This window comes from Pelomonas cellulosilytica (assembly GCF_021353265.1).
In the GTDB taxonomy this organism is placed as follows: Bacteria; Pseudomonadota; Gammaproteobacteria; order Burkholderiales; family Burkholderiaceae_C; genus Pelomonas; species Pelomonas cellulosilytica.
Genome location: NZ_JAJTWU010000005.1, coordinates 80,287 through 103,392, shown reverse-complemented (window position 1 = coordinate 103,392; position 23,106 = coordinate 80,287). Strand labels below are relative to the sequence as shown.

Genomic DNA, 23,106 nt, shown 5'->3' with positions numbered 1-23,106 from the left:
TGAGACGCCTGTGGGGCTTGCTGCGCTGCGACCATGGTGGGGAGGACTCTCAGAAAAGCGTCAAAGACGAAACCAAAGGGGCACGGTGGGTGTCCCTGTCAGCGATTGCCGTGGGCAATTGAAGAGGTTTGCCAAGGCCCAGCCCCCATCAGGCGGGCGTGGCACGCGGCAGGCGCCGCAGCGGCCTCCTCGCGGCTCGTCAACATCGACCGAGATCGAGAGACGCGCATGGCCTCTGGTGCCGACTGAAAGCGCCTGACGGCGTCATCGCAGACGAGGTGGCGGGCATTGGCCGGCGAGTGGGCTCCATCGGAGTAGGGCGGTGCCGGTGAGAGGTGCCGCCGAGTTGGGCGGTTTGCTTCAGGGCGCGTTTGTCGTGCAAGCGTTAGCAGGCCACGTCGCAGGCGGCAAAGCGTCACAGCCCGCCCGAACGCCGCGCATACGATGCGCGGGTTCGATCCGCGAGGTTTCTCCCATGCGATGCTGCGGCGTCACGTTCACGTTTCTGTCCATGGGCAAGCCATGACACCGATCCCGCAGTGGCATGCAACACGAAGCCTGCGCCTGCTGCTTCAGACGCTGCGCGACATGATGGTCTCGATAGGCCCCTTGCTGCTGCTTGGCGGTGGCCTGGTTGTGGCGGCCTACTGGTGGCTAGACCCGCAGCCGCCGCGTCGCGTGCGGCTGGCCACCGGTCCCACCGGGAGTGCCTACGCGGCCTTTGGCGAGGGCTATGTGAAGGCGCTGGCACATGAGCGCATCGAGGTGGAGCTGATCGCCACCGAAGGCGCGCAGGACGACCTAGCGCTGTTGCGCGCGGGAGATGCCGACGTCGGCTTCGTCCGCGGCGGCATGGCCGACCCAGCGGCCGACACCGAGGCGGGCATCGTCTCGCTGGGCAGCTTGTTCTACGAACCCCTCTGGGTCTTCTATCGCCGGGACCTCGCCATCGCGCGCCGCCAGCCCGGTGGTGAATTGCAGCGCCTAGCCCAGTTGCGCGGCCTGCGAGTGAATGTCGATCAGGACGGCAGCGGTGTGCCGCAGATCGTCGACAAGCTGCTTGCGCTCAACCAACTCAAGCCCGCTGACCTGCGGCTGTCCAACCTCGCGCCAGACGCCGCCGGCGCCGCCCTGCGCGAGGGCCGGCTGGATGCCGCCGTGCTGATCTCTGCGCCGCAGGCCGGCCTAATCCGCGCGCTGCTGCGCGACCCGGCAATTGCGCTTATGGCCTTCGAGCAGAACGAGGCCTATTCGCGACACCTGCCTTTCTTGTCCACCGTGCGGCTGCCGCGCGGCGTGGTGGACCTGGCGGCCGATCTGCCCCGTCAGGACGTGCCGCTGCTGGCTACCACCACCGCGCTGCTCGCGCGCGAGCAGACGCACCCGGCGTTGCGCCAGCTGTTCGCGCAGGCGGCCTTGGGCCAGCACAGCGAGGCGGGCTGGTTCAACGGTGTGCGCGATTTCCCCAACACACGCACCAGCGAGCTGCCCGTCAGCGCCGAAGGCGACCGCGCCATCAACGGCACGCCACCGGCCTGGGCTCGCTACCTGCCGTTCTGGGCCGGCAATTTGCTGGAACGCATGTGGCTGGTGGTCGGCGGCCTGCTCGTGCTGATGCTGCCGCTGTCACGCGTGGTTCCGCCTCTCTACACCTTCCGCGTGCGCTCGCGCGTGTTCCGCTGGTATGCGCGGCTGCGGGAGGTCGAGGCCAAGCTGGAGGCGGGCAGCGGCGAGCGCGACGCGTTGCTTGACGAACTCGACGAACTGGACCGTGTCACGCACCGGATTGCGGTGCCGTTGTCGTATGCAGAGGAGCTCTACGCGTTGCGCAACAACATCCATGCGGTGCGCAAGCGGCTGCTGGCGCAAAGGAGCAGGGCGGCTGCTGAGCCGCCAGGCTGATGGCCCTGGGGCTTCAAGTTGAGAAGCCGTGAACTCAGCGTGTGCCTCCGCTGTGCCGATACTGAAGCTCGACCGGGAGGAGGCGTGACTAGCTTGCAGCGACTGCGTGCAACCTGAAATGCGCCACCGCCGCTTGCAGCGAACCGGCCTGCTGCTTCAGTGACTCCGCCGCCGCAGCGCTTTCTTCCACCAGCGCCGCGTTCTGCTGGGTCATGCCGTCGAGTTGCACGATGGCGGTGTTGACCTCGCCCACGCTGTCGCTCTGGGAGTGGATGGCGCCGGCGATGTGGCCGATGAGGTCGCGCACCTCGTAGACGGACTGCACCACGCGTTCCATCGTGCCGCCGGCTTCGGTAACAAGGCGTCCACCGGCTTCTACCTGCTCCACGGAGTTGGCGATCAGTGTCTTGATCTCGCGTGCGGCCTGCGCCGAGCGTTGTGCCAGCGTGCGCACCTCGCTGGCAACCACTGCGAAGCCGCGGCCCTGTTCACCGGCGCGGGCAGCCTCTACCGCCGCGTTGAGCGCGAGGATGTTGGTCTGGAATGCGATGCCATCGATGACGCCGATGATGTCGGCGATCTTGCGCGAGCTGCCCTGGATGCCCTCCATCGTGCTTACCACCCGCGCCACCACCTCGCCGCCCTGGCAGGCCACTTGGGCGGCGGCCTCGGAGAGTTGGCGGGCCTGGGCGGCCGACGCGGCGCTTTGCCGCACGACCTCGGCCACCTGTTGCATCGCCGCCGACGTCTGCTCGATGCTGGCCGCGGCCTCCTCAGTGCGGGCCGAGAGGTCGTGCCCGCCGCTGGAGACTTCGCTGGCCGCAGTGGCCACGGCGTCAGCGCCTTCGCGCACCGCACGCACGGCGGTGTTGAGGCCAGCCTGCATGCGCTGCAGCGCGCGCTGCAGGTCACCAAACTCGTCTTGGCGCTTCACCTCCATGCGCTCACTCAGGTCGCCATTGGCCACCAGATCGGCCGTGCGGGCAGCGGCCCGCAGCGGGACAGTGATGGATTGGGTCATCAGCCAGGCGATCAAGCCGCCCAGCAGCAGGGCCAGACCCATCATCAGCCACAGTCCCAGCCGCACAGCGGTGTAGCTGGCGCTGCTGCGGGCTTCTGCGGCGCTGGCGCCCTGGGTGTTGATCTCGGTGAGCTTGGCCAGGGCCTCCGTCGTGGCACGGAAGGCCTTGCGCGACTCGCCGCGCAGCCAGCTGCGCGCCTCTTCGCCCTTGCCCTCGGAGAGCAGCGCCGTGAGCGGGGGCTGCGTCTCCTTGTACCTGTGGATGGCATCGGTCAGCTGCTGGAAGGCCTGGATCTCCGTGCCAGCCGCCAGTGTGGCCTCGTAGGCCTTGAGCAGCGGCGGCAGCAGCGCCCACTGCTTGGCGATGCGGTCGCCTTCGTCCTTGATGGCTGCGGCATCTCCGCCCAGCATCATCTGCAGCTCGGCCCGCCGCATCTGGTTCAAGGACTCGTTCACGCCGGCAAGCTGTTGGGTGCTGGGCAGCCAGTCGTCCGACAGCTCGACGACGCTGGTCTGTACCTGCTGTACCTTCTGCAGGGCATACAGCCCCATGCCCAGCATCAGCAACAACAGCAAGCCAAAGGCACTGCCCAGCCGGGCACCGACACGCAGATTCGAAAGTCGCATCTTCTTCCTCCCCGTTGCCCCTGCGCCGAAGCCTAACGAGGGCCTTCAGGCTCGCCTAATGTAGGGCTGCCAGGGACGTTAGGCCAGTGATGATGCCGCTGTGCGACAGCGCATCCGTGCACTCGCGAGGCGCGGCGGTGCAGGCAAGCCCGGCCGGGTGCGGCGTCGGCCTCACCGGGTTGCAGGTGCGCGCCCCCCGGCGTCGGGCCCGAGGCGGCGCTGGCCACGCAAGCGTGGTTTCGCTATGGCGCCGTAATCCTCACCCCGCATGCAGGACCTCAGAAGTGGTGAAGCGCAGGCCGATGCCGATGGCGTCCCGCCGCTTCTTGTAGTTCGCCAACGTGTTCATCGGTCCTCAAGGCGCCCGCACGTACACCGGCAGAAGCCATGCCGCGGGAGCATGCCGGCCCAGCTTATGGGAGCCGGTCCGCCAGCCTCGATCCCAGGCCCGGCATCTCCGCTGGCTGCTCATTGAACGCCCGAACATGATGTGTCTCGTGGAAGGCGCTTCGAAACGGAAGTCGCCGGGGGCTTTGAACAGCCCCGCGGCGCCGGGCCCCTGCGATCGTCATCGTCCCCACTCCGGCCCGGCCCGGTCCAGGGCCGCCACCCGCTGCGGGTGCGCCTCCAGGCGCTTCCTCGCCTCGGGAAGCGCCTCGGGATGACGCCGCAGCACGTCGTGGATGTACGGCGTGCGGCAGAGAAAGTCGGCGACCAGCGGTGCCAGCTCGCGGTCCGACTCCAGCTCGGACGCCGCGAGCGCCTTCAGGATCTGGCCCCAGCACGCCATAGCCTCGTCACGGGCGCGCTCGCAGACCGGGCCTGTCTTGACGGGACGGATGCTCGTCTTCAGCCGACCTTCGTCTTTCGCCTTCAGGCGCCACAGCGAGTCGAAGTTCCGTGTTGCACCGCGGGCGATCTGGCTGGTTGCCTCCGCCTCGACACCCCGTGACCGCAGACGCTCTGCGAACGTGGCGCGCCACCGCTTGAGGTCGGGGCGGCCACAGCTCAGGCGCTGGCCGGCGATCGATTCGCGCTTGACGCAGAGGTGGACGTGCGGACTGGTCTGGTGCCTGTGCAACACCATCACATAGCGATGGCCTGCCAACTCAATCTTCGCGAACTCGCGTGCCGCGTCCCTGACCGCCTCCGGGTCCGTTCCCGAAGGCATGGCGAGCATGATATTGACCGCTTCCCGCAGCTTTTCGACCTCCGCGATGAACCTGCTGCCATGGCGCCAGCCATTCATCAGATCGCGCAGCGCTTCCTTGCCGTCGCGCACTGTGCCGCGATCGTCTTCAAACTCCAAAGCCCCGGACTTGGTGATGTAGCGCAGGTGGTCGGCGATGGCGCCCATGCCCCGGCCACCTCCGGCCACCCTGACGATCACCTGGGGTGCACGGCGTATCTGCGCCGAGATGTGCCGCCTGATCGCAGCGGCCCGGGCCTTCAGCCGCGGTGTCGGATCAGTTGGTTCGATCCGATTGCCGGGATAGAACAACCGGTCGCCCCATTGCACCAGGAGCCCGTCGATATCGCGTCCCATCGCTACCACCGCGCCCTTCTGTAAGGCTTGAGTTCGGCAATCAGCACCGAAGCTGCCCTCATGTGTTCCATGACGACGGCGGCGAGCGACCCGATGCTTTCGCGATAGGGGGCCAGGGACTCGTCAGTATCCGTCGTGCGCTTCAGCAGTCGCAAGAATTCGCCGAGATCGGTGGACATCGCCGCAAGCCGATCAGTCGAGTCCCGAAGGGCCTGCACCGCGGCCTTGTGGTCCGCGGCAAGCGGGGGCGGCGACAAGCCCTTCAGCAGCGACAACACGAATTCGCCCCGCGTCATGTCCGCCGCCCGTGTGCGGGCGGTGAGCTCCTGCCAGCAGGCGGCGGGCAGGTAGAGACGAAAGCGCACGTTTCGTGCGGACTGCTCGAACGGTGGGGCCACGGCGCTGCCGACCGTCGGTACCTGCTCGTCGAGCATCCGCAGCGTCGCCCGACGCACCAGCGCGGCCATCGAGGTTCCCGAGCGAGCCGCGTGTTCGCGAAGGCGCGGCCCGATGGGGCCGAGGTGGAACTGCAGCTTCAAGGGATCGTTGGAGAACTTCTTCCTCCGGGCGGCCGGCATCTCAAGGCCTTTCAGGAGCTGCGCGGTCGCCGCGTCGCGCAGCACCAGCTGCTCTGGCTCCGGCCTGCATTGCGACTCATCCACTGGTAGTCCTCCTTCATGTGTGGAACGCCGGCAGCCGGTTCGCAGGGGAGATCTTCAGTCGCTTGCGCATTTGCTCATCGTCCCAGTAGGCCTGCCAGTACCGGACGATGCTCAGCACCCCGGCCTTCGAAGGGTTGACGAGGTTCGGCGCCAGAAACCGCCCGCCTGCCAGGTATGGCGCGAGGATGGCCAACCCGGCATACGAGACGCAAAAGAAGGCAATCGCTGTCGGCTTCTGACTGGTTGACCAGGAGCCCATGGGTACCCCCGCCGCATTCGTTCAACGACATACAAGCCGCACAGCGATGGCATGGCGTGCAGCACCGAACTCCAATCTAGGCGCGACAGGCGATGAGCGACAGCGCGGGGCAAAGCGCGAGCAGGGTGACCGCGACTCACATATCGCGCTCAACGTCACGCGGCGATGGCGGGTTTGAAGGAATTCACCGAACGAATGTCTCGCCGTACCGCTGTCCCAGTCCCGGGGGATCGTGAAACCACCGATGAAGGTGGACCAGAAAATTGGCGGACTAAAACGTCCAGGCCACTTGGTGTTGCCCGACTTTTACTTTCCCTTACACCTGCGCGCGTCATTGACCTGACTCACACCGGCACCGCCGCCGGGACAGAGCTGCGCACGTGTCCAGGGCATATTTCAAGGGGTCGAGCGGTGCCGAGGTTGGCACGCCACGGCGCTGGCCAGAGCCGGTCGCTCCCGGTCCGGGGTTGACGAGACGTCACAGCGATGGACCGACCAGTTCGAACCCGCCATCACGCGAGCCGACGACATCCAAATCGGTTACCTCCCGAGCCAGCGCCTCGCGGTCGCCGCCGCCCCACTGCGCCGCGTATTGCACTGGAGCACCGGGTCGGGAGGATGAGTCGCAAAAACGAAGCACGCAAGATGCCCGCCACCTCCCGCCAGGTGTCCACGCAGCGCACGAAGGCCCAGCGATGCGCGACGGACGTGCCTTCCACACCTGGCATTCACATCCTTGGCGCGACACCTTTCGGGCCCATGCGGGCGGGCCGGCCAGGCGGCCGCCCACGCTGCGAGATCTTGGGTGACAAGTGTGACGAGTGGCTGCTCGCCTCGCGCCGCCGGCGAGGCGGCGGCCCGGCCGCGCCACGGCTACCAGCCTTCCATCCAACTGGTCAGGCGCAGCGTCGCCTTGGCAACGTGGGCATGAACCGTCGTGACGCTGATGCCGTGCAGCTTTGCAATTTCCGCGTAGGGCAGCCCGTCAACTCGATGGGCCAGGAAAACATCTCGGGTCTTCTCGCTCAAACGACCCAGCCCCACTGTCAAACGGGCCATCCGTTCCTTTGCCAGCAGCACTGCCTCGATAGACGGGGTTGCGTCGATCAGCACGGCGTCCTCTAGCAAGACATGCTCGCCACGACATGCGCTGGCACGGTACGCGTCGATAGACAGGTTCAGGGCGGTGCGCATCAAGAAGGCCTCTGGCTGCTGCACAGGCTGCTTCTCTTCTTCGTAGCGGGCCAGACGCAGCCAGGCTTCCTGAACCAGGTCGTCTGCTTCATGCGCAGTGCGCCCGCGACGCTGCAGCGCTCCGCGCACCGTTGAGAGGATGTCCTGCCAATTCTTCAGCAGCCGCACCGACATGGCGTTCAGGCGGCGCGTGCCAGCGAATCCACAAAGGCTCCCTGACCGTACGGTGCGAGGCCCCTTCGATCCAGTCGGTCATGGAGCAGATCGCGGTCCGCCCGTTGAAACGCCTGCGCGATGAAGTCGGCCGCCGCGTCGTCGTCGGCCAATGGCCCGCACGACCGCGCAGCTCTCTGCACGCGGCATTGCACTCGCTGCGCCGCAGCGTCGGTCCAACGAATGGCCCGCAGCATGCGCGGCCCGAAAACGCCGCTCTCAGCGAGCTCCGTCATGCTCTGACGGCACGCCTTTGAACGGAAGCCCTCGATGGCCGCGACCAGTGGCGCATCGCCAGCAAGCGCCTTGATCCGCTCGATGCCTCGGTCCCGGAGGTCCTGGGCGACACGCTGGGGAGTTTCGACGCTTTCGTTGCGCCACGCGCCGAGCACCTCGAATTGGCCGTCGGTGATGAAGCCCACCGCCCAATGCCAATCGGCGTCGGCGACCAATCCCCCGCGCACCATCGGCAGGCGCAGCCTATCGAACCGGACGGCCAAGTACCGGCAGCACAGAGGGCGCCTGAACCACCGGCTGGAATCCATGAAGAACAAGGGCATAGATTTCTCCTTAGGACACAGCGAGTTGCGCGCTTCTGCCGCTGTTCCATCTGTCCGGCGAGTGACGACTGGTCCGCACGCCATCAGCAATGGCGATGCGCCACCACGTCGACGTCTCACAGCGGTTGACGGCCCGCTACCAAGCGCGGCATGGGCCCTCGCACAAAGGTTCAACTTATAACTACAAGAATGCTCTAAAAGTGCCTTAATGTTCATCAAAGTGAACTTAATGTACTTTCAATGGTGTGGAGTGGCAAGGCGCATAACCCGATGCTCGTTGTCATGTCCAAGGAAAAATCAACGCTGACCGCGCGCGAGGTGTTTGCTAGGAATCTGCGCAGGGCTCGGCGTCTTAAGGACATGACGCAGGAGAGCCTCGCATTGGATGCGGGTGTGCCGAGGGGCTACTTGAGCCGGGTTGAGCGCGGCTCGATCAACATCTCTATGGACAATGCCGATGCACTCTCCCATGCAATCGGCGTTCCCCTGTACGACTTGGTGAATCCAGCGAAGTTCGTCGGCCTTGACGAGCAAGACAAGGGCGGCTAGCCGATCAGAGCCGGCCGGTGACCGTCGACGAAGTGCTGCGCCTGACCGGCAAGCGCGCTCCCCTGCCCCTGGAGACGTTGACCACGCTGCAACTGCCGAGTGCCGACGCCGACCCGCCGCAGCAGCAGGCGTGCTGCGGGCTTGCGCGCATCCGACCGCGTGAAACCGTCAGTCAGTGAAAACAAGACTGACGACGAGTTGCTGGACCACTACCAACTGGCCCAAGGCCCTCGGCTGACCCGCCTCTGTGCGCTACGTCGAGGCCGACACCGCGCTAGCCCAGTACGCCCTGGCCACCACTCAGGAGCAGGCTGAGTTGGTCAAGTCCTGGAGCGTGCCAGATCTGCTGGTCCTGGACGACCTGTTCCTCGCCCGTCGCATCCCCGAGGCAGTGGCCGAGCTGCTCTAGGCCAGGCCGTCGTGCATAGCCGCTACGAGCTGCGCCGCTCCATCGCCATCACCTCCAACCGAGCCGTAACCGACTGGGGCAAGTACCTCAAGGACGCCACCATGGCCACCACCATCGTCGACCGGCTCATGCACCGCTGTTCGATGCTTGAGTTCGAGGGCAAGAGCTACAGGCTCAAGGAGGCTGCCAGCCGCCTGGCCATCAACCTTGAAAACTCATAATCCGCCGTCCTTGCTTGGGGGAATTTGGACTGGCCATCGGGGGCAACCGAGCTGAGGTCGCGCGTGGCCTCTTCGACGACGTCAGGCGATCGGGACTGTCCTGCGGTGCTGCGACCAGGGGGCAGACATCCTCCGCGGCTTGACGCCGCGGTCAATGTGGTTCCTCCAGACGTACATGGACGCCCCCGGTTTGCCAAGCTTCCAGCTCACTGCTGCACGAAGAAAAGATTGCACCCGTACATTCGGACTTTCAATGCGAGACGAGCTCGCTGTCCCTGATGGGTTCTGCTGGTCGGCGCCCAATCGCTCACACGCACTCGAAGTGCCTCGTCCGGCGCGGGCTGTGCCAACCACGGTCTGACCTGTCGTGCCATCAACTTGCTGGTTGCCTGAGCAATCGGCGGTGGGAATCTCCTGTTGCTGTAGGTGTCGTCGATGTCGGGCTACGCAGCGGCGTAACCCACGATCAGCATGCGCAGCATCAGCTCGGGGTCGATGGACGGGCGCCCGATCGGGCTGTAGTGCTCAGCGAGGTGCTCGCGCAGACCGCCGAAGTCGAGGCAGCGGTCGATGCCGCGCAGCAGGTGGTTCTGAGGGACGTGGTCTTCGAGATTGAACGAGTAGAACAGCCGATCCTGCCCGCTCGCTTGTCGTCCCATCATCTCGGCGCCCTCCAAGATCAGAACTGCTAACGCTCTAATTGTACGAATTAAGGGCCAGATTGGGCGGGGAGTTTTTCAACAGAATCGGCCATATGCGGTCGATCGCCGAGAGCTGCTTTCGGATAGGCTGGATTCAGCCGATGCTCGCTTGGCGCCCCAGACATGCCGATAACTAGCTGTCAGACGGCTCGCCGTCCAGGGCGGCGGCGCAGCGCTTGAGCAACTCGCAAAGAACCCGGGCCTCTTCGACTGAGAGCGTGGAGAGCATCTGCCGTTCCACCACATCGGCAGCTTTCGCGCCCTCGGCGACGGCCTGTTGGCCGGCCGTCGTCAGCTCGGTCATGATGACCCTGCCATGCTCGGGATGCGGGCTGCGCACGATCAGACCTCCGCGTTCGAGATTGACCAGGATCGCCTGCATGGTCTGCGGCGTCACGAACGCAGCGCGAGCCAACTCGGCATTCGAGATGCGCGGATTGCCAGAGACAGCAAGCAGGACGGCGTTCTGTGGTGCCGTGATGCCGAGCCGCGCGAGTTCGGCATCGAGGCGTTGCCTCAAACGATGTTGCGTGATCTTCAGGTTGTAGCCGATCCAGTCGGCTCCGCTCCGAGGCATCGGCTTCACCGTTGACATATCAGGCTCCTTACATTAGTATCAGGCCACTGATATTAATCGATAGGAACTCCCATGACAACGCCCATCGGTCCCGACTTCATTGCCTTACAAGTGCGCGACCTAGCCGCGTCCCGCAAGTTTTACCTCGAGATCTTCGGTTTCGAAGCTTCGGCGCACTGTCCTCCCGGTGCAGTCATTTTCAAGACCGAGCCGATCCCGTTGGCACTGCGGGTACCTCTGCGTGCGCTTCCTGAGGCTGGGCCGCTCGGTGTGGGCTTGGTGCTCTGGATCGCATGCGCCGACGCCGATGCGCTGCATGACCTCATCGTCAAGCAGGGCGGAGAAATCCTCAGCCCGCTCAGCGACGGCCCTTTCGGTCGCTTCTTCGTCGCCGGCGATCCCGACGGCTACGCGATCACCTTTCATACGGCGCGGGGCTGACCGACGTCCGCGAATGTCCGCTGTGAGACGTTTGATCTTTGGATCGCCGCGCCCGCAATGGGTCGGCACCCCCCGGTCGCTGTGGGCCAGACCGGTCGTTCAAGGCCTGATATGGCCCGCGCCTAGTCGAATACCCGGTCTCGGAGGAGCAGCGGACATACGCGACGCCGTCAGTCGAATGGCCGGTGTCGATCGGAGCCGCCGCTCAGGCGACCGAATGCGAATGACGCGGAGCAGCCTATGGACTAATTCCCGCATGTGATCCACAAGGCCATCGGACCTGTCGGAGCCGAAGAGCTGGTGGCGCAGTGCTTGTCGATCCACCATCGCCTGCAGCCCGTCATCGAGGACTGGCTTGGCGTGCCGGTCGTCTACACCATCGGTCGGGTAGATGGCTCAGGCGATGGCCTCTTCAAATTCGACGAGGCGTTTGTCGTCGATCTGCTGAAGAAAGCTTCGCTGAAGACCCCGCCGCCTCGGTCGCTGGGCGTGCATGCATGGCTGACGCTGCCCAGCATGGAGCTGCTGGATCTGTCTTTGGCGACCAGCATTGCGTTCGCTCAAAAGATGCCGGAAGGGATGGGCCGGGTGATGGCCAAGTACGCCAACGACGTGACTGACATCGCCTACAAGCCGATGCTGCTCGGCGACGATTGGCTACGGCGAATCGGCGTGCTGATCGAGTTCTAAGGTGTTCGTCTTTGGCCGGGAGCTGGGAGGCCCTGGCCAACGGAACTCATATAACAATTCGGCCCTCATCAGCGCCCGTGTTCATTTGGCTTGACGCTTGATCGGAGGCCACTGCCGACGAGCATGGATCACGTTGACGATTTCCACCAACGTGGGTGACTCCCGGCAGAACACCACGTAGTTCGGCCGGACCACCATTTCGCGCAGGCCCTTGGCCCGCGGCGAGGGCTTGTAAATCCTGGGGTGGTCGAGCAGGGCCGCAGCCTTGCTTTCGATCTCGTTCATGAGCTTGTCGGCGGCGTCTGGGTTGTCTTCGGCGATCTCGGCCACGATCAGCAGGAGGTTGGCGCTGGCTCGTGACCGCCATTCCAGGCGCAGTTTGGCGGGCGGCTTAGCCGGCATGCTGCTTGCGCTTCTTGGCGATCAACGCGCGCGCCTGGCGCATCACCTCGTCATGCTGCAGGTTGGGCGCTGGATCGGCCAGCGAAGCCGCGATTGACTCTTTGACCCACTGGTCGTGTGCGGCGGCAGCGTGCGCCGCCTTGAGCCGATCTGAGGCCACCACGCGGCGCTTCTCCGTGCCGGGTTGGATCTCCTTCGCGCCTGGCTCGAACTCGGCCAGGTGGACGGTGCATTCCGTGATGCTCATGTCCTTGAGGTAGCTGGCCAGTGTCTCGAACTTGCGGAAGGTGCGGGGCTCACCACGGGCGGCGGCCAGCGTCTGGCTGGCCCGGCCGTAGTTGATGACCACACCCCAGCTCCCGGCCTGGCCGAAGATCTCCGCGCCGACGTGCGCGCCGGCACTCACCAGGCGGCGCAGCGTGCCGTGGTCAATGGTTTTCTCAAGGGCGGGCATGGCGACGACTCCTGTAACTTGAACGCTTAGATGGCGAGCCACAGTTTATAAGAAAGTGTTTTCCGCTGCCCAAGGCGGCGGGCTGGCTGTGCGACATAACGTCTGTTGTTGCTGGCCAGCGGCAGCCGCAGGTCTTGTCGCCGTTGACTTTCCCGACTTGGATGCTAGTGACATCCGGGCGCGCTGGCAGTCCTCTCTCGGCCGCCGGACTCCCGAGTTCGACACGAAGCGCGGTAAGTGGTTGACTTCCCTCAAAAGGGTCTCGAAGTTTCCACTACAGGAGGTTCAGCTGAGCGTCGGCGGCGGGCTTCCTGAGGTTCATGGCCGCAAACAAGTCGGCCTGCTCTCGGTTGATGTTGGAGATGCCGGTGATCGGCGCCCCCTGGTTGATGCTGACGCTTTGGCGCTGAATGCGGCGCAGCTGCGCCAGGGCCGACTCGGGCGAGGCGTGATGGCCGGCCAGCTTCAGTCGCTGGCGCATCACCCGGTACAGGATCAAGGCCATGAAGCAGATGCTGGCGTGTGCGCGAATCCGCTCGGGCAGCCGGTGGTACACCGGCGCGATCTCGATCTCGGACTTCAACACCTTGAAGCCGCGCTCGATGTCGGCCAGGCTCTTGTACCGAGCGACGATTTGAGCGGGCGTAAGGTCGGCCACGTTGGTGACGAGCAGCAGCTTGCCGTCCATCATCTGTGCGCGCTCCAGCGCCTGGGCATCAATGTCGTAGGTGAAGAGCTCGGACTTCAGATCGACCTTCACGATCTTGGACAGGTGGGCTTCGGCGACTTCGTGGAAGAAGCGGGCCTTGGCGCCAGAATCGCTGAGCTTGCGGCCGCGGTGAACCTCTCCTGCGTCTTGCCCGTCGAGCTTGCCAGCCAATTGCTCGGCACGCGCCTGCAGTGCGGCGATGCGCGTGGCGCGAAGCGCGGTCGGCTCCTGCGCGCGCACGGGGTCGTGCGCCATCACCAGCCGATGGCCTTCCCAGCGCGCTTCAGCGAGGGTCTCCTGCTGCGACGCGGCCGCTGTGGCATTCAAAGGCCCCAGCAGCTCCGTGAACTCCGTGTTAGCGACGCCCCGGCACGGCCAGGATGAATTCCAGGGGCTGGCCATTGGGCAACGTGATGCGTGTGAGATCGGCCAGGTTGTCGACCGACAGCAAGCCCCTGTCGGCCAGGCGCGGTCTTAGTCCTCGTGCCTAGCGGGACGCTCAAAAGCCTGCCATCGGGGCCCCGCTCTAGGCCTTCGACCAAAGTCCCGCCTGCTCAACTTGGTCCGCAGGCAACTCCACATTCCCACCATTCGGAAACGACCCGGCGAATTCTGTTTGTTGGCGCCGTGGCAACCGCTTGGTCCCTGAAGCCACACCAATACAGAGATCGCCAGGTCCCATACCTTCGACTTCAAAGGGTAGGCCAGTCGCATCAACTAACGCCCGCCAGTCGCAAAACTGTGGCGCGAGTCGCAACTAACTCGGCGCCCTACGTCTACCGTAGGGCGACAAATTTGTTGCACTGGCACGGATCGTAGATCAAGGACTTGGCGGGTTTCGCGCCACAGCCTACACCCAGGCGAAGCACGACTTGTTGCGACTGGCCTTCGAGCGCGCCAAAGTTCTTGCACGCCCTGTCTGGCGGGTCTTGAAGAGCCAGTTTTCGGTCTCGCTGAACGGCTGAAGGGGTGCTTGAGCGGGTCAGCCAAGGCGGGCTAAGTTCGCGGGGATCCAGCGGGGGCTCAACACTTCCCCAGGCTCCCCGAAGGCGAAGAAGAGACAACGCTATCGAGCCTGCAGTTCCCATAGGAGCGAGCGGCCATGGCTCAAATGGTCCGTGCCTCTTACGGCCGGTGGGCGGCGGCCCGGCCCCGATCTCCAAGGCAGACCTACCGCTCGGCTTGAGGCTTTCCTCGATGACCGCCGACGTGAACTCCGCGGTGTGCTGCCGCCGACGAAGCCGGCCCATCAGATCGACCCCATAAGTGTTCACGTGTCCGCCTGCTTCTAAGCGGACAGATGTTCACTCTCTCGGTGAAAAGGCCTCTGGGAATGAGCTGGGCGGGGCGCGGCGCCAGCCGCATGCCGCCGTCACAGCACGGGCAGGCGTACTTGACGCGCTAGTGCCGGATGACGCGCACCTGCTGCGGGATGATGTCCAGCTGTTCGCTGGCTTCCACGCCGATCTCGCTCAAGCGCGCACCGTCGTGCGGGCACACGCGCTCGCCTTCGGGCAGCTCGTGACGGATCACCTCGCGTGGCAGTGCCGGGTCCAGGGGCTTGCGGCCGCGCTTGGCCCGCTTGTTGCCCGGCACGTCGATCTAGTCGCTGTCGTCGTTGTCGCTGCTCTCTTCAGTGGCGGGCTCGGCCTGAGCGCCGAGATCCTCGGCCTCGTTGAAGAACATGTCCTTTTGCAGGACAGCGGCCTCGCTGCTGGCGGCGAAGAGCTGCCGCGTGAACTTGCTGAGCTTCTCCTTGAGGAGGTCGCGCTCGGCGCGTGTCACGCGCAGTTCGCCGGCCAACGACTCATTGCGCTTGAGCGCCTCGGCCAGCGCCTGCTGCAATGCGATGACTTCGTCGGGCGATGGGCATGCTGACCATCGAGGGGCAGTGTCTGCGCCCCCTGTGCGCCGCGCCATTCGGATCTGCCGCAATGGCGCGCGTGCGCGCTGGCGTTCTCAGCCGACGTGCTGGTACACGCGCTGAGGGTGCCGCTGCACGACGCCGATGTCGATGCCCTCGAGCAACCAGTGCAGCTGCTCGACGGTCAGTGTCGGCGCCGCCGTCTCAGCAGGCCAGATGAAGCGGTCTTCCTCCAGCCGCTTGAGCAGCAGCCAGAAGCCGTTGAGGTCCCAGCCGAGGATCTTCACGCGGTTGCGGCGCCGGTTGCTGAACACATACACGCAGGCGGCGAACGGATCCAGGCCGAGGGCTTGCTGAACCAGGGTGGCCAGGCCGTTGATGTTGAGGCGGAAGTCCACCGGTGCACGGTGCAGGTAGACCATCAGACGCTCGTCGAGACGGAACACGTCAGCCTCCCCAAGGTCTGCAGAACATCTGCAAGCTGGCGCAACCGCACGCCGCGAAGCTCGACCATGACCCCGTTGGGCAGCGTGGCTTGCAAGCCCACATCGTGACCGACATCGAGCTCGTCCACGACCGACGGTACTTGCGCTGTGAGCACCGGCACCGCCACGAAGGCCGAGGCCTCTGGCGTCGAGGCGTATCCGTCCGGCGATCCCGCGTCGTAGCTTGGGCGTACGGCCTACCTCGTCGATGTGATGCAAACTGACGGGATGCCACATACGTTAGACGCCGTTGTTGCTTCATTTCGCGATGCCCTGGTTCGGGCGCTGCTGGCTGCCGCTCCTCATTTTGAGAGCTGGCCTTCGACTCCGAGAGGTGGCCGAAACTTGTCCGGGCTGTCCCTCGACCTCTTCATTCAATACGGATACGTTCAGATTTCGCTGCGATTGCGCGAAGAGCGGGAGTTGGGCGGCAACATCGGGGCTTGGGCTAACCAGGGCTTCCTGTCTTCTAAGGATGGCCCCTGTGATGAAGAGCTTGGCGCCATCGTTTCGTCGATTGAGCAGTTCATGGGCGGTGCCACTGGGACAGCTGAAGACCTCCGCCATGTCCTCTTCATGGCCGCGGCTGAAGCGCTGCTCGCCCCTGAAGTCGCCACGCTCCTCAGGAGCTATGGCGTCGATGCCCCAGATTTCGGCTCGGCGTTGGGCGGATATCCGTTTTACTTCTACGTGATGGACCCAGACGAGGCTCTTCGGGTGAACTACTGCGATGTAGTTCGAGCCAATCGAGTGGTGGCGCGCGTACTTGACGCCCAAGAACGCTAGCTTGGGAAGTACGACCGGTCACACGTCGGCTTGTGACCAAAGATGCGGAAGTAGGTCGCTGATCTGGCTGGCCGGCTGAGTTGGCAGCCGCTCCAGCACGTCGCGGAGATAGACGTAGGGATCAAGCCCGTTGAGCTTGGCCGAATGGATGAGGCTCATCACGGCCGCGGCCCGTTTACCCGCGCGCAAGCTGCCGGCGAACAGCCAGTTCTTGCGCTTATGCGGAGCTTCGCATAATCGTCAAAACTGGCTCTTCGCCGACACGGTGCACGGCGCCAACGCCAGCGCCAACCTGTACTCGCTGCTGCAGACCTGCAGTGTCAATGGCATCGACGGCTACCGCTACTTGCGCGCGCTGTTCACTGCGCTGCCCAATGCCAAGACAGCCGACGACTACGCCGCGCTTCTGCCCTGGAACATCGACCTCAGCAACGGCTGAACCTCACCTGCTCGATTGCCTCGGGAGAGGCAAGGACGCGGTTAATTGACCGCGTACGAAGGAGCGCATGCTACAGAACTCATGGATGCCACCCACCTGCTGCAGTCTGGCATCGACATGAGCGCCGTGCATGAACTCCTGGGCGACGCAGATGGGCCACGACCATGATTTACACCCACGTTCTCGAGGCGGGAGGTGGCGCCGCAGGTAGCCTCTTGACTCTCTGACCGCCACTGAACTGCCTCAAAGCAGACGTTGACGAACTTCCGCTGTCAGCCTGGTCCTGACCTCCACATGGTGGCAGGCAGGTCCGCAGCGGGTGCGGTCCATAGACTCGCCCAACTCAGCGACCTGAAGCTGTCGTTCAACGTTGAAGCTGAACCCGGTCGGCCTATCACGTAAAACTTGGCTGTCCCTCGCCAGTCGTCCGGTGCTCCTTGTCGGAAGCAGCTCCTACGCTCATGGCGCCTCAAGCGTCGGCAACATATTGATACCATCTTCCGAAAAAGGGCGAACACCGCCTGGGGGAGAGAAATGGCCACGCCTGTATTCATCAGCGACGTTGAAGATGTGCTTGCTGTGAGGGGGTTGGAAACGCCCGATCTGGCTGCGCTCCAAGCCACGCATCAGAGCTACCGCGCGCTGCTACTCCAGCCGTCAGGTCCAATCTATGCAGACACCCAGCGGATTGGCTGGTCCCATACCTTCGACTTCAAAGGGTAGGCCAGTCGCATCAACTAACGCCCGCCAGTCGCAGAACTGTGGCGCGAGTCGCAATTAACTCGGTGCCCTACGTCTACAACAACGTTAAACGTCGATGTTCCCTGCGCGCAAGGCGTTGGTTTCGATGAAATCGCGCCGCGGCTCCACCTCGTCCCCCATCAGCATCGTGAACACCTTGTCCGCCTCGATGGCGTCCTCGATCTGCACGCGAAGCAGGCGGCGGACGGTCGGGTCCATCGTCGTCTCCCACAGCTGCTCGGGGTTCATCTCGCCCAGACCCTTGTAGCGCTGGCGGCCGACGCTGTTTTCGGCCTGGCTCATCAGCCAGGCCATGGCGGCGCGGAAGTCGTCGACCTTCGCCTCCTTGGCCTTCTCACCCTCGCCCTTGCGCACGACGGCGCCGGGCTTGATGAGGCCCTGGAAGCTCAGGCCCGCATCGGCCAGCACTTCGTAGTCGGCGCCGTGGACGAAGTCGGCGGAGATGACGCTGGCGCGCACGTTGCCGTGGTGGATGCGGGCAATCTTCAAGAAGAGCTTGTCGGTGCGCGGGTCGGCCTCGACGGTGACCTCGGCGCTGTGCAGCGCGGCCTTCAGCGCGGCGGCGCTGGCCTCGGCTTCCTCGCGCGTATCGACCTTCAGCGCCAGCCCGTTGGCCAGCACATGCAGGGCCTCGCCGTCCATCCAGTTGGACAGGCGCTCGATGACGCTTTGAGCGGCGACGTACTTGCGGGCTAGCGCGTCGAGAGTGTCGCCGGCGAGCGTCGTGCCATCGCCGGTGTCCAGTGCCGCGTCCTGCAGAGCGACCTTGAGCAGGAAGCTGTCGAGCTCGGGCGCGTCCTTCAGGTATTGCTCGTGCTTGCCAACTTTGACTTTGTAGAGCGGCGGCTGCGCGATGTAGATGTGGCCGCGCTCCACCAGTTCGGGCATCTGGCGGTAGAAGAAGGTCAGCAGCAGCGTGCGGATGTGGGCGCCGTCCACGTCCGCGTCGGTCATGATGATGATGCGGTGGTAGCGGAGCTTGTCGGGGTTGAAATCGTCGCCGCCAGCACCGCGTCCAATGCCCGTGCCTAGCGCGGTGATCAGCGTGAGGATTTCATTGCTGGTCAGCAGCTTCTCGTAGCGGGCCTTCTCGACGTTCAGGATCTTGCCGCGCAGCGGCAGGATGGCCTGGAACTTCCGGTCGCGGCCCTGCTTGGCGGAGCCGCCGGCGGAGTCACCCTCGACGATGTAGATCTCGCAGAGCGCGGGATCCTTTTCCTGGCAGTCGGCCAGCTTGCCGGGCAGGCCCAGGCCGTCGAGCACGCCCTTGCGGCGCGTCATCTCGCGGGCCTTGCGGGCGGCTTCGCGGGCTCGGGCGGCGTCGAGGATCTTGCCGCAGATGGTCTTGGCGTCCAGCGGGTTCTCGAGCAGGTAGTCGGTCAGCAGGCGGCTGACGATGTCTTCCACCGGCGCGCGAACTTCAGACGAGACGAGCTTGTCTTTCGTCTGCGAGCTGAACTTGGGCTCAGGCACCTTCACGCTGACGACGCAGGCCAGGCCTTCGCGCATGTCGTCACCGGCGACTTCGACCTTGGCCTTCTTGGCGAGCTCGTTATCCTCAATGTACTTGTTGATGACGCGGGTCATCGCGGCGCGCAGGCCAGTCAGGTGAGTGCCGCCGTCGCGCTGCGGGATGTTGTTCGTGAAGCAGAGGACGTTCTCGTTGAAGCCGTCGTTCCACTGCATGGCCACTTCGACGCCGACGTTGGTGCCTTGGTCGCTGATCTTGTCACCCACGGCGTGGAAGATGTTGGGGTGCAGGGTCGTCTTGCCCTTGTTGATGAACTCGACGAAGCCCTTCACGCCGCCGGCGTAGGCGAAGTTGTCTTCCTTGTTGGTGCGCTCGTCTACGAGGCGGATCTTGACGCCGTTGTTCAGGAAGGACAGCTCACGCAGGCGCTTGGCAAGGATGTCGTAGTGGTAGTCGTTGTTCTGCTGGAAGATTTCCGTGTCCGGCAGGAAGTGGACTTCGGTACCGCGCTTGTCGGTCTCGCCGATGATCTTCATGGGCCGCGTCTCGACGCCGTCGACGATGACGCTCTCGCCGTTCTGAGGAATGCCCTTGGCGAACTCCAGCAAGTGCACCTTGCCGTTCTGGCGCACCGTCAGGCGCAGGAACTTGGACAGGCCGTTCACACAGGACACGCCAACGCCGTGCAGGCCGCCCGACACCTTGTACGAGTTCTGGTTGAACTTGCCGCCGGCGTGCAGCTCGGTCAGCGCGATCTCGGCGGCCGAGCGCTTGGGCTCGTGCTTGTCGTCCATCTTGACGCCGGTGGGTATGCCGCGGCCGTTGTCGATGACGGAGATGGAGTTGTCGGTGTGGATGGTGACGACGATGTCGTCGCAGTAGCCGGCCAGGGCCTCGTCGATGGAGTTGTCCACCACTTCGAACACGAGGTGGTGCAGGCCGGTGCCGTCCGACGTGTCGCCGATGTACATGCCCGGCCGCTTGCGCACCGCCTCCAGGCCTTCCAGGATCTGGATGGAGCTGGCGTCATAGGCCTGCTGGGGCGCCGGTGCGGGGACGTTCTCGGGGGTGGCGTTGTCGCTCATCGGGGACTTTCAGGAAACTCTTGAAACGGCAAGGCGGGCCGCGTGGGCCCGCCTGCTAGGCATGCGGTCGTCTGGGTTCAGATCCGCATCGGCATGACCACGTACTTGAACCCGGTGGTCTCGGGGATGGTCAGCAGCGCGCTGGAGGCGCTGTCGTTGAGGTCGATGCAGACCATGTCCTGGCTCATGTTGGACAGCGCGTCCATCAGATAGGTCACGTTGAAGCCGGTCTCGATCTTGTCGCCGCCGTAGTCGATCTCGATCTCTTCCTTGGCTTCTTCCTGCTCGGCGTTGCTGGACGCGATGGACAGCAGGCCTGGCTCGAAGGTCAGGCGCACGGCCTTGAACTTCTCGCTGGTCAGGATGGCTGCGCGTTGCAGGCTGCTCAGCAGCGGCGCGCGGCCCAGCGTCAGGCGGAACTTGTGGTTCTTGGGGATGACGCGGTTGTAGTCGGGGAACTTGCCCTCCACCAGCTTGGTCACGAACTCCATGCCGCTGAAGCTGAACTTGGCCTGGTTGCCGGCAAAGCGCATCTCGATGGCGCTGTTCTCGTCCTGGTCCTTGCCGTCCTTCAGCAGTCGCTGCAGCTCCAGCACCGTCTTGCGCGGCAGGATGACTTCCTGCTTGGGGATGTCGACTTCCAGCTCGGCCTGGGCCAGCGCCAGGCGGTGGCCGTCGGTGGCAACGAGGGTGAGGTTCCTGCCCTCGGCAACGAACAGGATGCCGTTGAGGTAGTAGCGGATGTCGTGCACCGCCATCGCGAAGTGCACCTGGTTGATCAGGCCCTTGAGCGCCTTCTGCGGCACGCTGAACGCGGGACCGAAGTCGGCGGCTTCCTGCACGAGGGGAAAGTCGTCGGCTGGCAGCGTCTGCAGCGTGAATCGACTCTTGCCGCCCTGCAGCGTCATCTTGTTCTGGTTGCTCGTCAGGCTGACGGTCTGGTCGGCCGGCATGGAGCGCAGGATGTCGATGAGCTTGCGCGCACCGACGGTGGTCGACAGGTTGCCGGCATCGCCGTCGAACTCGACCGTGGTGCGGACCTGGATCTCGAGGTCGCTGGTCGTGAGCTCCACCTGGTTGCCGGTCTTGCGGATCAGCACGTTGGCCAGGATCGGCAGCGTGTGGCGCCGCTCGACGATGCCCGACACGGCCTGCAGCGCGCCGAGCACCTGGTCCTGGGGAGCTTTCAAAACGATCATGGAGGCCTCTTGGTAACGACTTGGGGCACGCCCCAAAGCTCTTGCCGCGCCACGAACCGCGCGCGCGCGTGAAGCTGCGATTGTCGCCCGGAAAGGGGGCGCCGCCGGGCGGCTAGGCGGGACTGAAGGCTACGGGTCAACCCTGAAGCCCCTCGCGAGGAGGGGCGGTCCGGGAGCGGCCCCGGCGCTCGGCGCCAACTTCCGTGCAGCCGGGTCAGCCCTTCAGCGTCTGCTCCAGCACGTGCAGCTGCTGGTTCAGCTCGGTGTTCTTCTGCCGCTCGCCGCCGATCTTGCGCACCGCGTGCAGCACGGTCGTGTGGTCGCGTCCGCCGAACAGCTCGCCGATCTCCGGGAGGCTCTTTTGCGTCAGCTCCTTGGCCAGGTACATCGCGATCTGACGCGGCCGCGCGATGCTGGCCGGGCGCTTCTTGGAGTACATGTCGGCGACCTTGATCTTGTAGAAGTCGGCCACCGTCTTCTGGATGTTTTCCACACCGATCTGGCGGTTCTGGATGGACAGCAGGTCCTTCAGCGCCTCGCGGGCCAGCGTGATGCTGATTTCCTTGTGCGAGAACTTGGCATAGGCCAGCACCTTGCGCAGCGCACCTTCCAGCTCGCGCACGTTGGCGCGCACGTTCTTGGCGATGAAGAAGGCCACGTCCTCGGGCATGGGCGCCCCCTCGGCGATGGCCTTCTTGATCAGGATGGCGACGCGCATCTCCAGCTCGGGCGGCTCGATGGCAACCGTCAGGCCGGCGTCGAAGCGGCTGGTCAGGCGCTCGTCGATGTCCACAAGGCCCTTCGGATACGTGTCCGAGGTCATGATGATGTGCGCCTTCTTGGCCAGCAGCGCCTCGAAGGCGTTGAAGAACTCCTCCTGCGTGCGGTCCTTGCCAGCGAAGAACTGCACATCGTCGATGAGCAGCAGGTCCAGCGAGTGGTACTTGGCCTTGAGCTCGTCGAAGGTCTTGCGCTGGTAGTTCTTGACCACGTCGGAAATGAACTGCTCGGCGTGCAGGTAGAGAACGCGGGCGTCAGGGCGGTCCTTCAGCAGTGCGTTGCCGACAGCGTGGATCAAATGAGTCTTGCCCAGGCCCACGCCGCCGTAAATGAACAGCGGGTTGTAGGTGATGCCGGGCGCGCCGGCGACGTGCAACGCCGCCGTGCGGGCCATCTGGTTGGCGCGGCCGGGCACGAGGGTGTCGAACGTCAGTTGCGGGTTGATGCGGTGCTTGGCCGACGCCGGCGCCTGCGACGGCAGCACGACGGCGGGCGCCGCAACGACGGGCTTGAGGGCAGCGCTGGGTTCCGTGCCTGGCGCCGCATTCGAGGCGGTCGAGGTCTGGGCGGCCGCTGCGGCCGGGGCGGCGACCGGCGCCGGAGCCATGCCGACCGGCTCGCGCGCCGACAGCGCCAGCTCCAGCCGCGTCGGGCGGCCGGCCAGCTCGGTCAGGATGGCCTCGATACGGGCCGCGTACTGGCGACGGATCCAGTCGCGCTTGAAGTGATTGGGCACGCGCAGCGTGGCCACCAGCGCGCTGGCGGCGTCGCTTCCCTCGCCGGCCACCGTAGCGGGCGGGAGCGGGCGGATCCAGGTGTTGAACTGCTGCTCGGGCAGCTCGGTGGCCAGGCGTTCACAGCCGCGGCGCCAGAGATCTGACGCCCACGTCGCTGCATCCAGTCCTGCCGCACCCATTGCCCGCACTTGCACCCCATCCGCCCCGTGTTCTTGTAGGCTCATTGTGGAAAACTCGTTTTCGAGCGGCTGGATTGTACGGAAGCGCCGCATGTCGAATCAGGGGTTATCCACAGATTTCTGAAAGGGGTCAATCCCTGGCAAACCCGGCTTGAGCAAGGCGACTTATTGACCGCTCCCGG

Annotated in this window: 19 protein-coding genes and 6 pseudogenes; 8 read left to right on the top strand and 17 right to left on the bottom strand. The window is 64.8% G+C overall.

The genetic code is table 11. The features are described from left to right. Positions 1–522: 522 nt before the first annotated feature. Positions 523–1,902, top strand: coding sequence for a TAXI family TRAP transporter solute-binding subunit (locus LXT13_RS13705; protein ID WP_233372477.1), 1,380 nt, complete (start codon positions 523–525; stop codon positions 1,900–1,902). 88 nt (positions 1,903–1,990) lie between these two features. On the opposite strand, the gene LXT13_RS28685 is transcribed toward LXT13_RS13705, so the two are convergent. From LXT13_RS28685 to LXT13_RS13670, 6 genes are all read right to left on the bottom strand, one after another. Then, on the bottom strand, positions 1,991–3,550 hold the full coding sequence (locus tag LXT13_RS28685; protein WP_304622815.1) for a methyl-accepting chemotaxis protein: 1,560 nt from the start codon (positions 3,548–3,550) through the stop codon (positions 1,991–1,993). Positions 3,551–4,118: 568 nt separating this feature from the next. Then, on the bottom strand, positions 4,119–5,096 hold the full coding sequence (locus LXT13_RS13690; RefSeq protein ID WP_233372476.1) for a relaxase/mobilization nuclease domain-containing protein: 978 nt from the start codon (positions 5,094–5,096) through the stop codon (positions 4,119–4,121). Between the two features lie 2 nt (positions 5,097–5,098). After that, positions 5,099–5,758 (bottom strand): hypothetical protein, encoded by a 660-nt coding sequence (locus tag LXT13_RS13685; RefSeq protein ID WP_233372475.1) that lies wholly within the window; start codon positions 5,756–5,758, stop codon positions 5,099–5,101. 13 nt (positions 5,759–5,771) lie between these two features. Beyond that, positions 5,772–6,017, bottom strand: a complete 246-nt coding sequence (locus tag LXT13_RS13680) for a hypothetical protein (protein WP_233372474.1) — start codon at positions 6,015–6,017, stop codon at positions 5,772–5,774. A gap of 873 nt (positions 6,018–6,890) precedes the next feature. Beyond that, positions 6,891–7,385 (bottom strand): RNA polymerase sigma factor, encoded by a 495-nt coding sequence (locus tag LXT13_RS13675; RefSeq protein ID WP_233372473.1) that lies wholly within the window; start codon positions 7,383–7,385, stop codon positions 6,891–6,893. Positions 7,386–7,390: 5 nt separating this feature from the next. Then, positions 7,391–7,984, bottom strand: coding sequence for a transposase (locus LXT13_RS13670; RefSeq protein WP_233372472.1), 594 nt, complete (start codon positions 7,982–7,984; stop codon positions 7,391–7,393). Between the two features lie 282 nt (positions 7,985–8,266). Between LXT13_RS13670 and LXT13_RS13665 the strand changes: the two genes are divergently transcribed. The 3 genes and pseudogenes from LXT13_RS13665 to LXT13_RS13655 form a co-directional block, all read left to right on the top strand. Then, a complete protein-coding gene (locus LXT13_RS13665; protein ID WP_233372471.1) occupies positions 8,267–8,533 on the top strand; it encodes a helix-turn-helix domain-containing protein in 267 nt (88 codons plus the stop codon). A 17-nt stretch (positions 8,534–8,550) separates the two neighbouring features. Beyond that, positions 8,551–8,712, top strand: coding sequence for a hypothetical protein (locus tag LXT13_RS13660; RefSeq protein WP_233372470.1), 162 nt, complete (start codon positions 8,551–8,553; stop codon positions 8,710–8,712). 68 nt (positions 8,713–8,780) lie between these two features. Further along, a pseudogene (locus LXT13_RS13655) lies at positions 8,781–9,163 on the top strand (ATP-binding protein); the annotation flags it as partial. Positions 9,164–9,618: 455 nt separating this feature from the next. On the opposite strand, the pseudogene LXT13_RS13650 reads toward LXT13_RS13655, so the two are convergent. Both LXT13_RS13650 and LXT13_RS13645 read right to left on the bottom strand, forming a co-directional pair. After that, positions 9,619–9,825: pseudogene (locus tag LXT13_RS13650) on the bottom strand (transposase); the annotation flags it as partial. 172 nt (positions 9,826–9,997) lie between these two features. Continuing rightward, positions 9,998–10,459, bottom strand: coding sequence for a MarR family winged helix-turn-helix transcriptional regulator (locus LXT13_RS13645; RefSeq protein ID WP_233372469.1), 462 nt, complete (start codon positions 10,457–10,459; stop codon positions 9,998–10,000). 54 nt (positions 10,460–10,513) lie between these two features. Here LXT13_RS13645 and LXT13_RS13640 point away from each other — a divergent pair, with 54 nt between their 5' ends. Both LXT13_RS13640 and LXT13_RS13635 read left to right on the top strand, forming a co-directional pair. Then, complete coding sequence (locus tag LXT13_RS13640; RefSeq protein WP_233372468.1) at positions 10,514–10,882, top strand: VOC family protein; 369 nt, start codon at positions 10,514–10,516, stop codon at positions 10,880–10,882. A 258-nt stretch (positions 10,883–11,140) separates the two neighbouring features. After that, positions 11,141–11,572: a hypothetical protein gene (locus LXT13_RS13635; protein ID WP_233372467.1), complete on the top strand. Its 432-nt coding sequence runs from the start codon at positions 11,141–11,143 to the stop codon at positions 11,570–11,572. 81 nt (positions 11,573–11,653) lie between these two features. Here the strand turns inward: LXT13_RS13635 and LXT13_RS13630 are convergent, their stop codons facing one another. From LXT13_RS13630 to tnpB, 5 genes and pseudogenes are all read right to left on the bottom strand, one after another. Continuing rightward, the gene (locus LXT13_RS13630) at positions 11,654–11,974 is read right to left on the bottom strand and encodes a type II toxin-antitoxin system RelE/ParE family toxin (RefSeq protein WP_233372466.1); all 321 of its coding nucleotides are present in this window, start codon (positions 11,972–11,974) and stop codon (positions 11,654–11,656) included. Next, positions 11,964–12,428 (bottom strand): antitoxin PaaA2 family protein, encoded by a 465-nt coding sequence (locus tag LXT13_RS13625; RefSeq protein WP_233372465.1) that lies wholly within the window; start codon positions 12,426–12,428, stop codon positions 11,964–11,966. Before LXT13_RS13625 ends, LXT13_RS13630 begins: the two co-directional genes overlap by 11 nt. Positions 12,429–12,702: 274 nt before the next feature. Then, positions 12,703–13,603 (bottom strand): annotated as a pseudogene (locus LXT13_RS13620) (IS1634 family transposase); the annotation flags it as partial. A gap of 845 nt (positions 13,604–14,448) precedes the next feature. Further along, positions 14,449–15,057: pseudogene (locus tag LXT13_RS13615) on the bottom strand (IS66 family transposase zinc-finger binding domain-containing protein); the annotation flags it as partial. Between the two features lie 39 nt (positions 15,058–15,096). Beyond that, positions 15,097–15,447, bottom strand: coding sequence for an IS66 family insertion sequence element accessory protein TnpB (gene tnpB / locus LXT13_RS13610; protein WP_233372464.1), 351 nt, complete (start codon positions 15,445–15,447; stop codon positions 15,097–15,099). 384 nt (positions 15,448–15,831) lie between these two features. On the opposite strand from tnpB, the gene LXT13_RS13605 reads away from it, so the two are divergent. Further along, on the top strand, positions 15,832–16,272 hold the full coding sequence (locus tag LXT13_RS13605) for a hypothetical protein (RefSeq protein ID WP_233372463.1): 441 nt from the start codon (positions 15,832–15,834) through the stop codon (positions 16,270–16,272). 18 nt (positions 16,273–16,290) lie between these two features. Here LXT13_RS13605 and LXT13_RS13600 read toward each other — a convergent pair. After that, a pseudogene (locus LXT13_RS13600) lies at positions 16,291–16,488 on the bottom strand (transposase domain-containing protein); the annotation flags it as partial. Positions 16,489–16,510: 22 nt separating this feature from the next. On the opposite strand from LXT13_RS13600, the pseudogene LXT13_RS13595 reads away from it, so the two are divergent. Further along, a pseudogene (locus LXT13_RS13595) lies at positions 16,511–16,711 on the top strand (transposase domain-containing protein); the annotation flags it as partial. A gap of 807 nt (positions 16,712–17,518) precedes the next feature. On the opposite strand, the gene gyrB reads toward LXT13_RS13595, so the two are convergent. The 3 genes from gyrB to dnaA form a co-directional block, all read right to left on the bottom strand. Further along, complete coding sequence (gene gyrB / locus LXT13_RS13590) at positions 17,519–20,029, bottom strand: DNA topoisomerase (ATP-hydrolyzing) subunit B (RefSeq protein ID WP_233372462.1); 2,511 nt, start codon at positions 20,027–20,029, stop codon at positions 17,519–17,521. Between the two features lie 77 nt (positions 20,030–20,106). Further along, a complete protein-coding gene (gene dnaN / locus LXT13_RS13585) occupies positions 20,107–21,228 on the bottom strand; it encodes a DNA polymerase III subunit beta (protein ID WP_233372461.1) in 1,122 nt (373 codons plus the stop codon). 214 nt (positions 21,229–21,442) lie between these two features. Next, complete coding sequence (gene dnaA / locus LXT13_RS13580) at positions 21,443–22,924, bottom strand: chromosomal replication initiator protein DnaA (RefSeq protein WP_233372841.1); 1,482 nt, start codon at positions 22,922–22,924, stop codon at positions 21,443–21,445. Between the last annotated feature and the right edge of the window lie 182 nt (positions 22,925–23,106).

Coding starts and splice junctions, on each gene's coding strand:
- LXT13_RS13705 (WP_233372477.1), top strand. CDS start 523: ATGACACCGATCCCGCAGTGGCATGCAACACGAAGCCTGCGCCTGCTG.
- LXT13_RS28685 (WP_304622815.1), bottom strand. CDS start 3,550: ATGCGACTTTCGAATCTGCGTGTCGGTGCCCGGCTGGGCAGTGCCTTT.
- LXT13_RS13690 (WP_233372476.1), bottom strand. CDS start 5,096: ATGGGACGCGATATCGACGGGCTCCTGGTGCAATGGGGCGACCGGTTG.
- LXT13_RS13680 (WP_233372474.1), bottom strand. CDS start 6,017: ATGGGCTCCTGGTCAACCAGTCAGAAGCCGACAGCGATTGCCTTCTTT.
- LXT13_RS13675 (WP_233372473.1), bottom strand. CDS start 7,385: ATGTCGGTGCGGCTGCTGAAGAATTGGCAGGACATCCTCTCAACGGTG.
- LXT13_RS13670 (WP_233372472.1), bottom strand. CDS start 7,984: ATGCCCTTGTTCTTCATGGATTCCAGCCGGTGGTTCAGGCGCCCTCTG.
- LXT13_RS13665 (WP_233372471.1), top strand. CDS start 8,267: ATGTCCAAGGAAAAATCAACGCTGACCGCGCGCGAGGTGTTTGCTAGG.
- LXT13_RS13645 (WP_233372469.1), bottom strand. CDS start 10,459: ATGTCAACGGTGAAGCCGATGCCTCGGAGCGGAGCCGACTGGATCGGC.
- LXT13_RS13640 (WP_233372468.1), top strand. CDS start 10,514: ATGACAACGCCCATCGGTCCCGACTTCATTGCCTTACAAGTGCGCGAC.
- LXT13_RS13630 (WP_233372466.1), bottom strand. CDS start 11,974: ATGCCGGCTAAGCCGCCCGCCAAACTGCGCCTGGAATGGCGGTCACGA.
- LXT13_RS13625 (WP_233372465.1), bottom strand. CDS start 12,428: ATGCCCGCCCTTGAGAAAACCATTGACCACGGCACGCTGCGCCGCCTG.
- gyrB (WP_233372462.1), bottom strand. CDS start 20,029: ATGAGCGACAACGCCACCCCCGAGAACGTCCCCGCACCGGCGCCCCAG.
- dnaN (WP_233372461.1), bottom strand. CDS start 21,228: ATGATCGTTTTGAAAGCTCCCCAGGACCAGGTGCTCGGCGCGCTGCAG.
- dnaA (WP_233372841.1), bottom strand. CDS start 22,924: ATGGGTGCGGCAGGACTGGATGCAGCGACGTGGGCGTCAGATCTCTGG.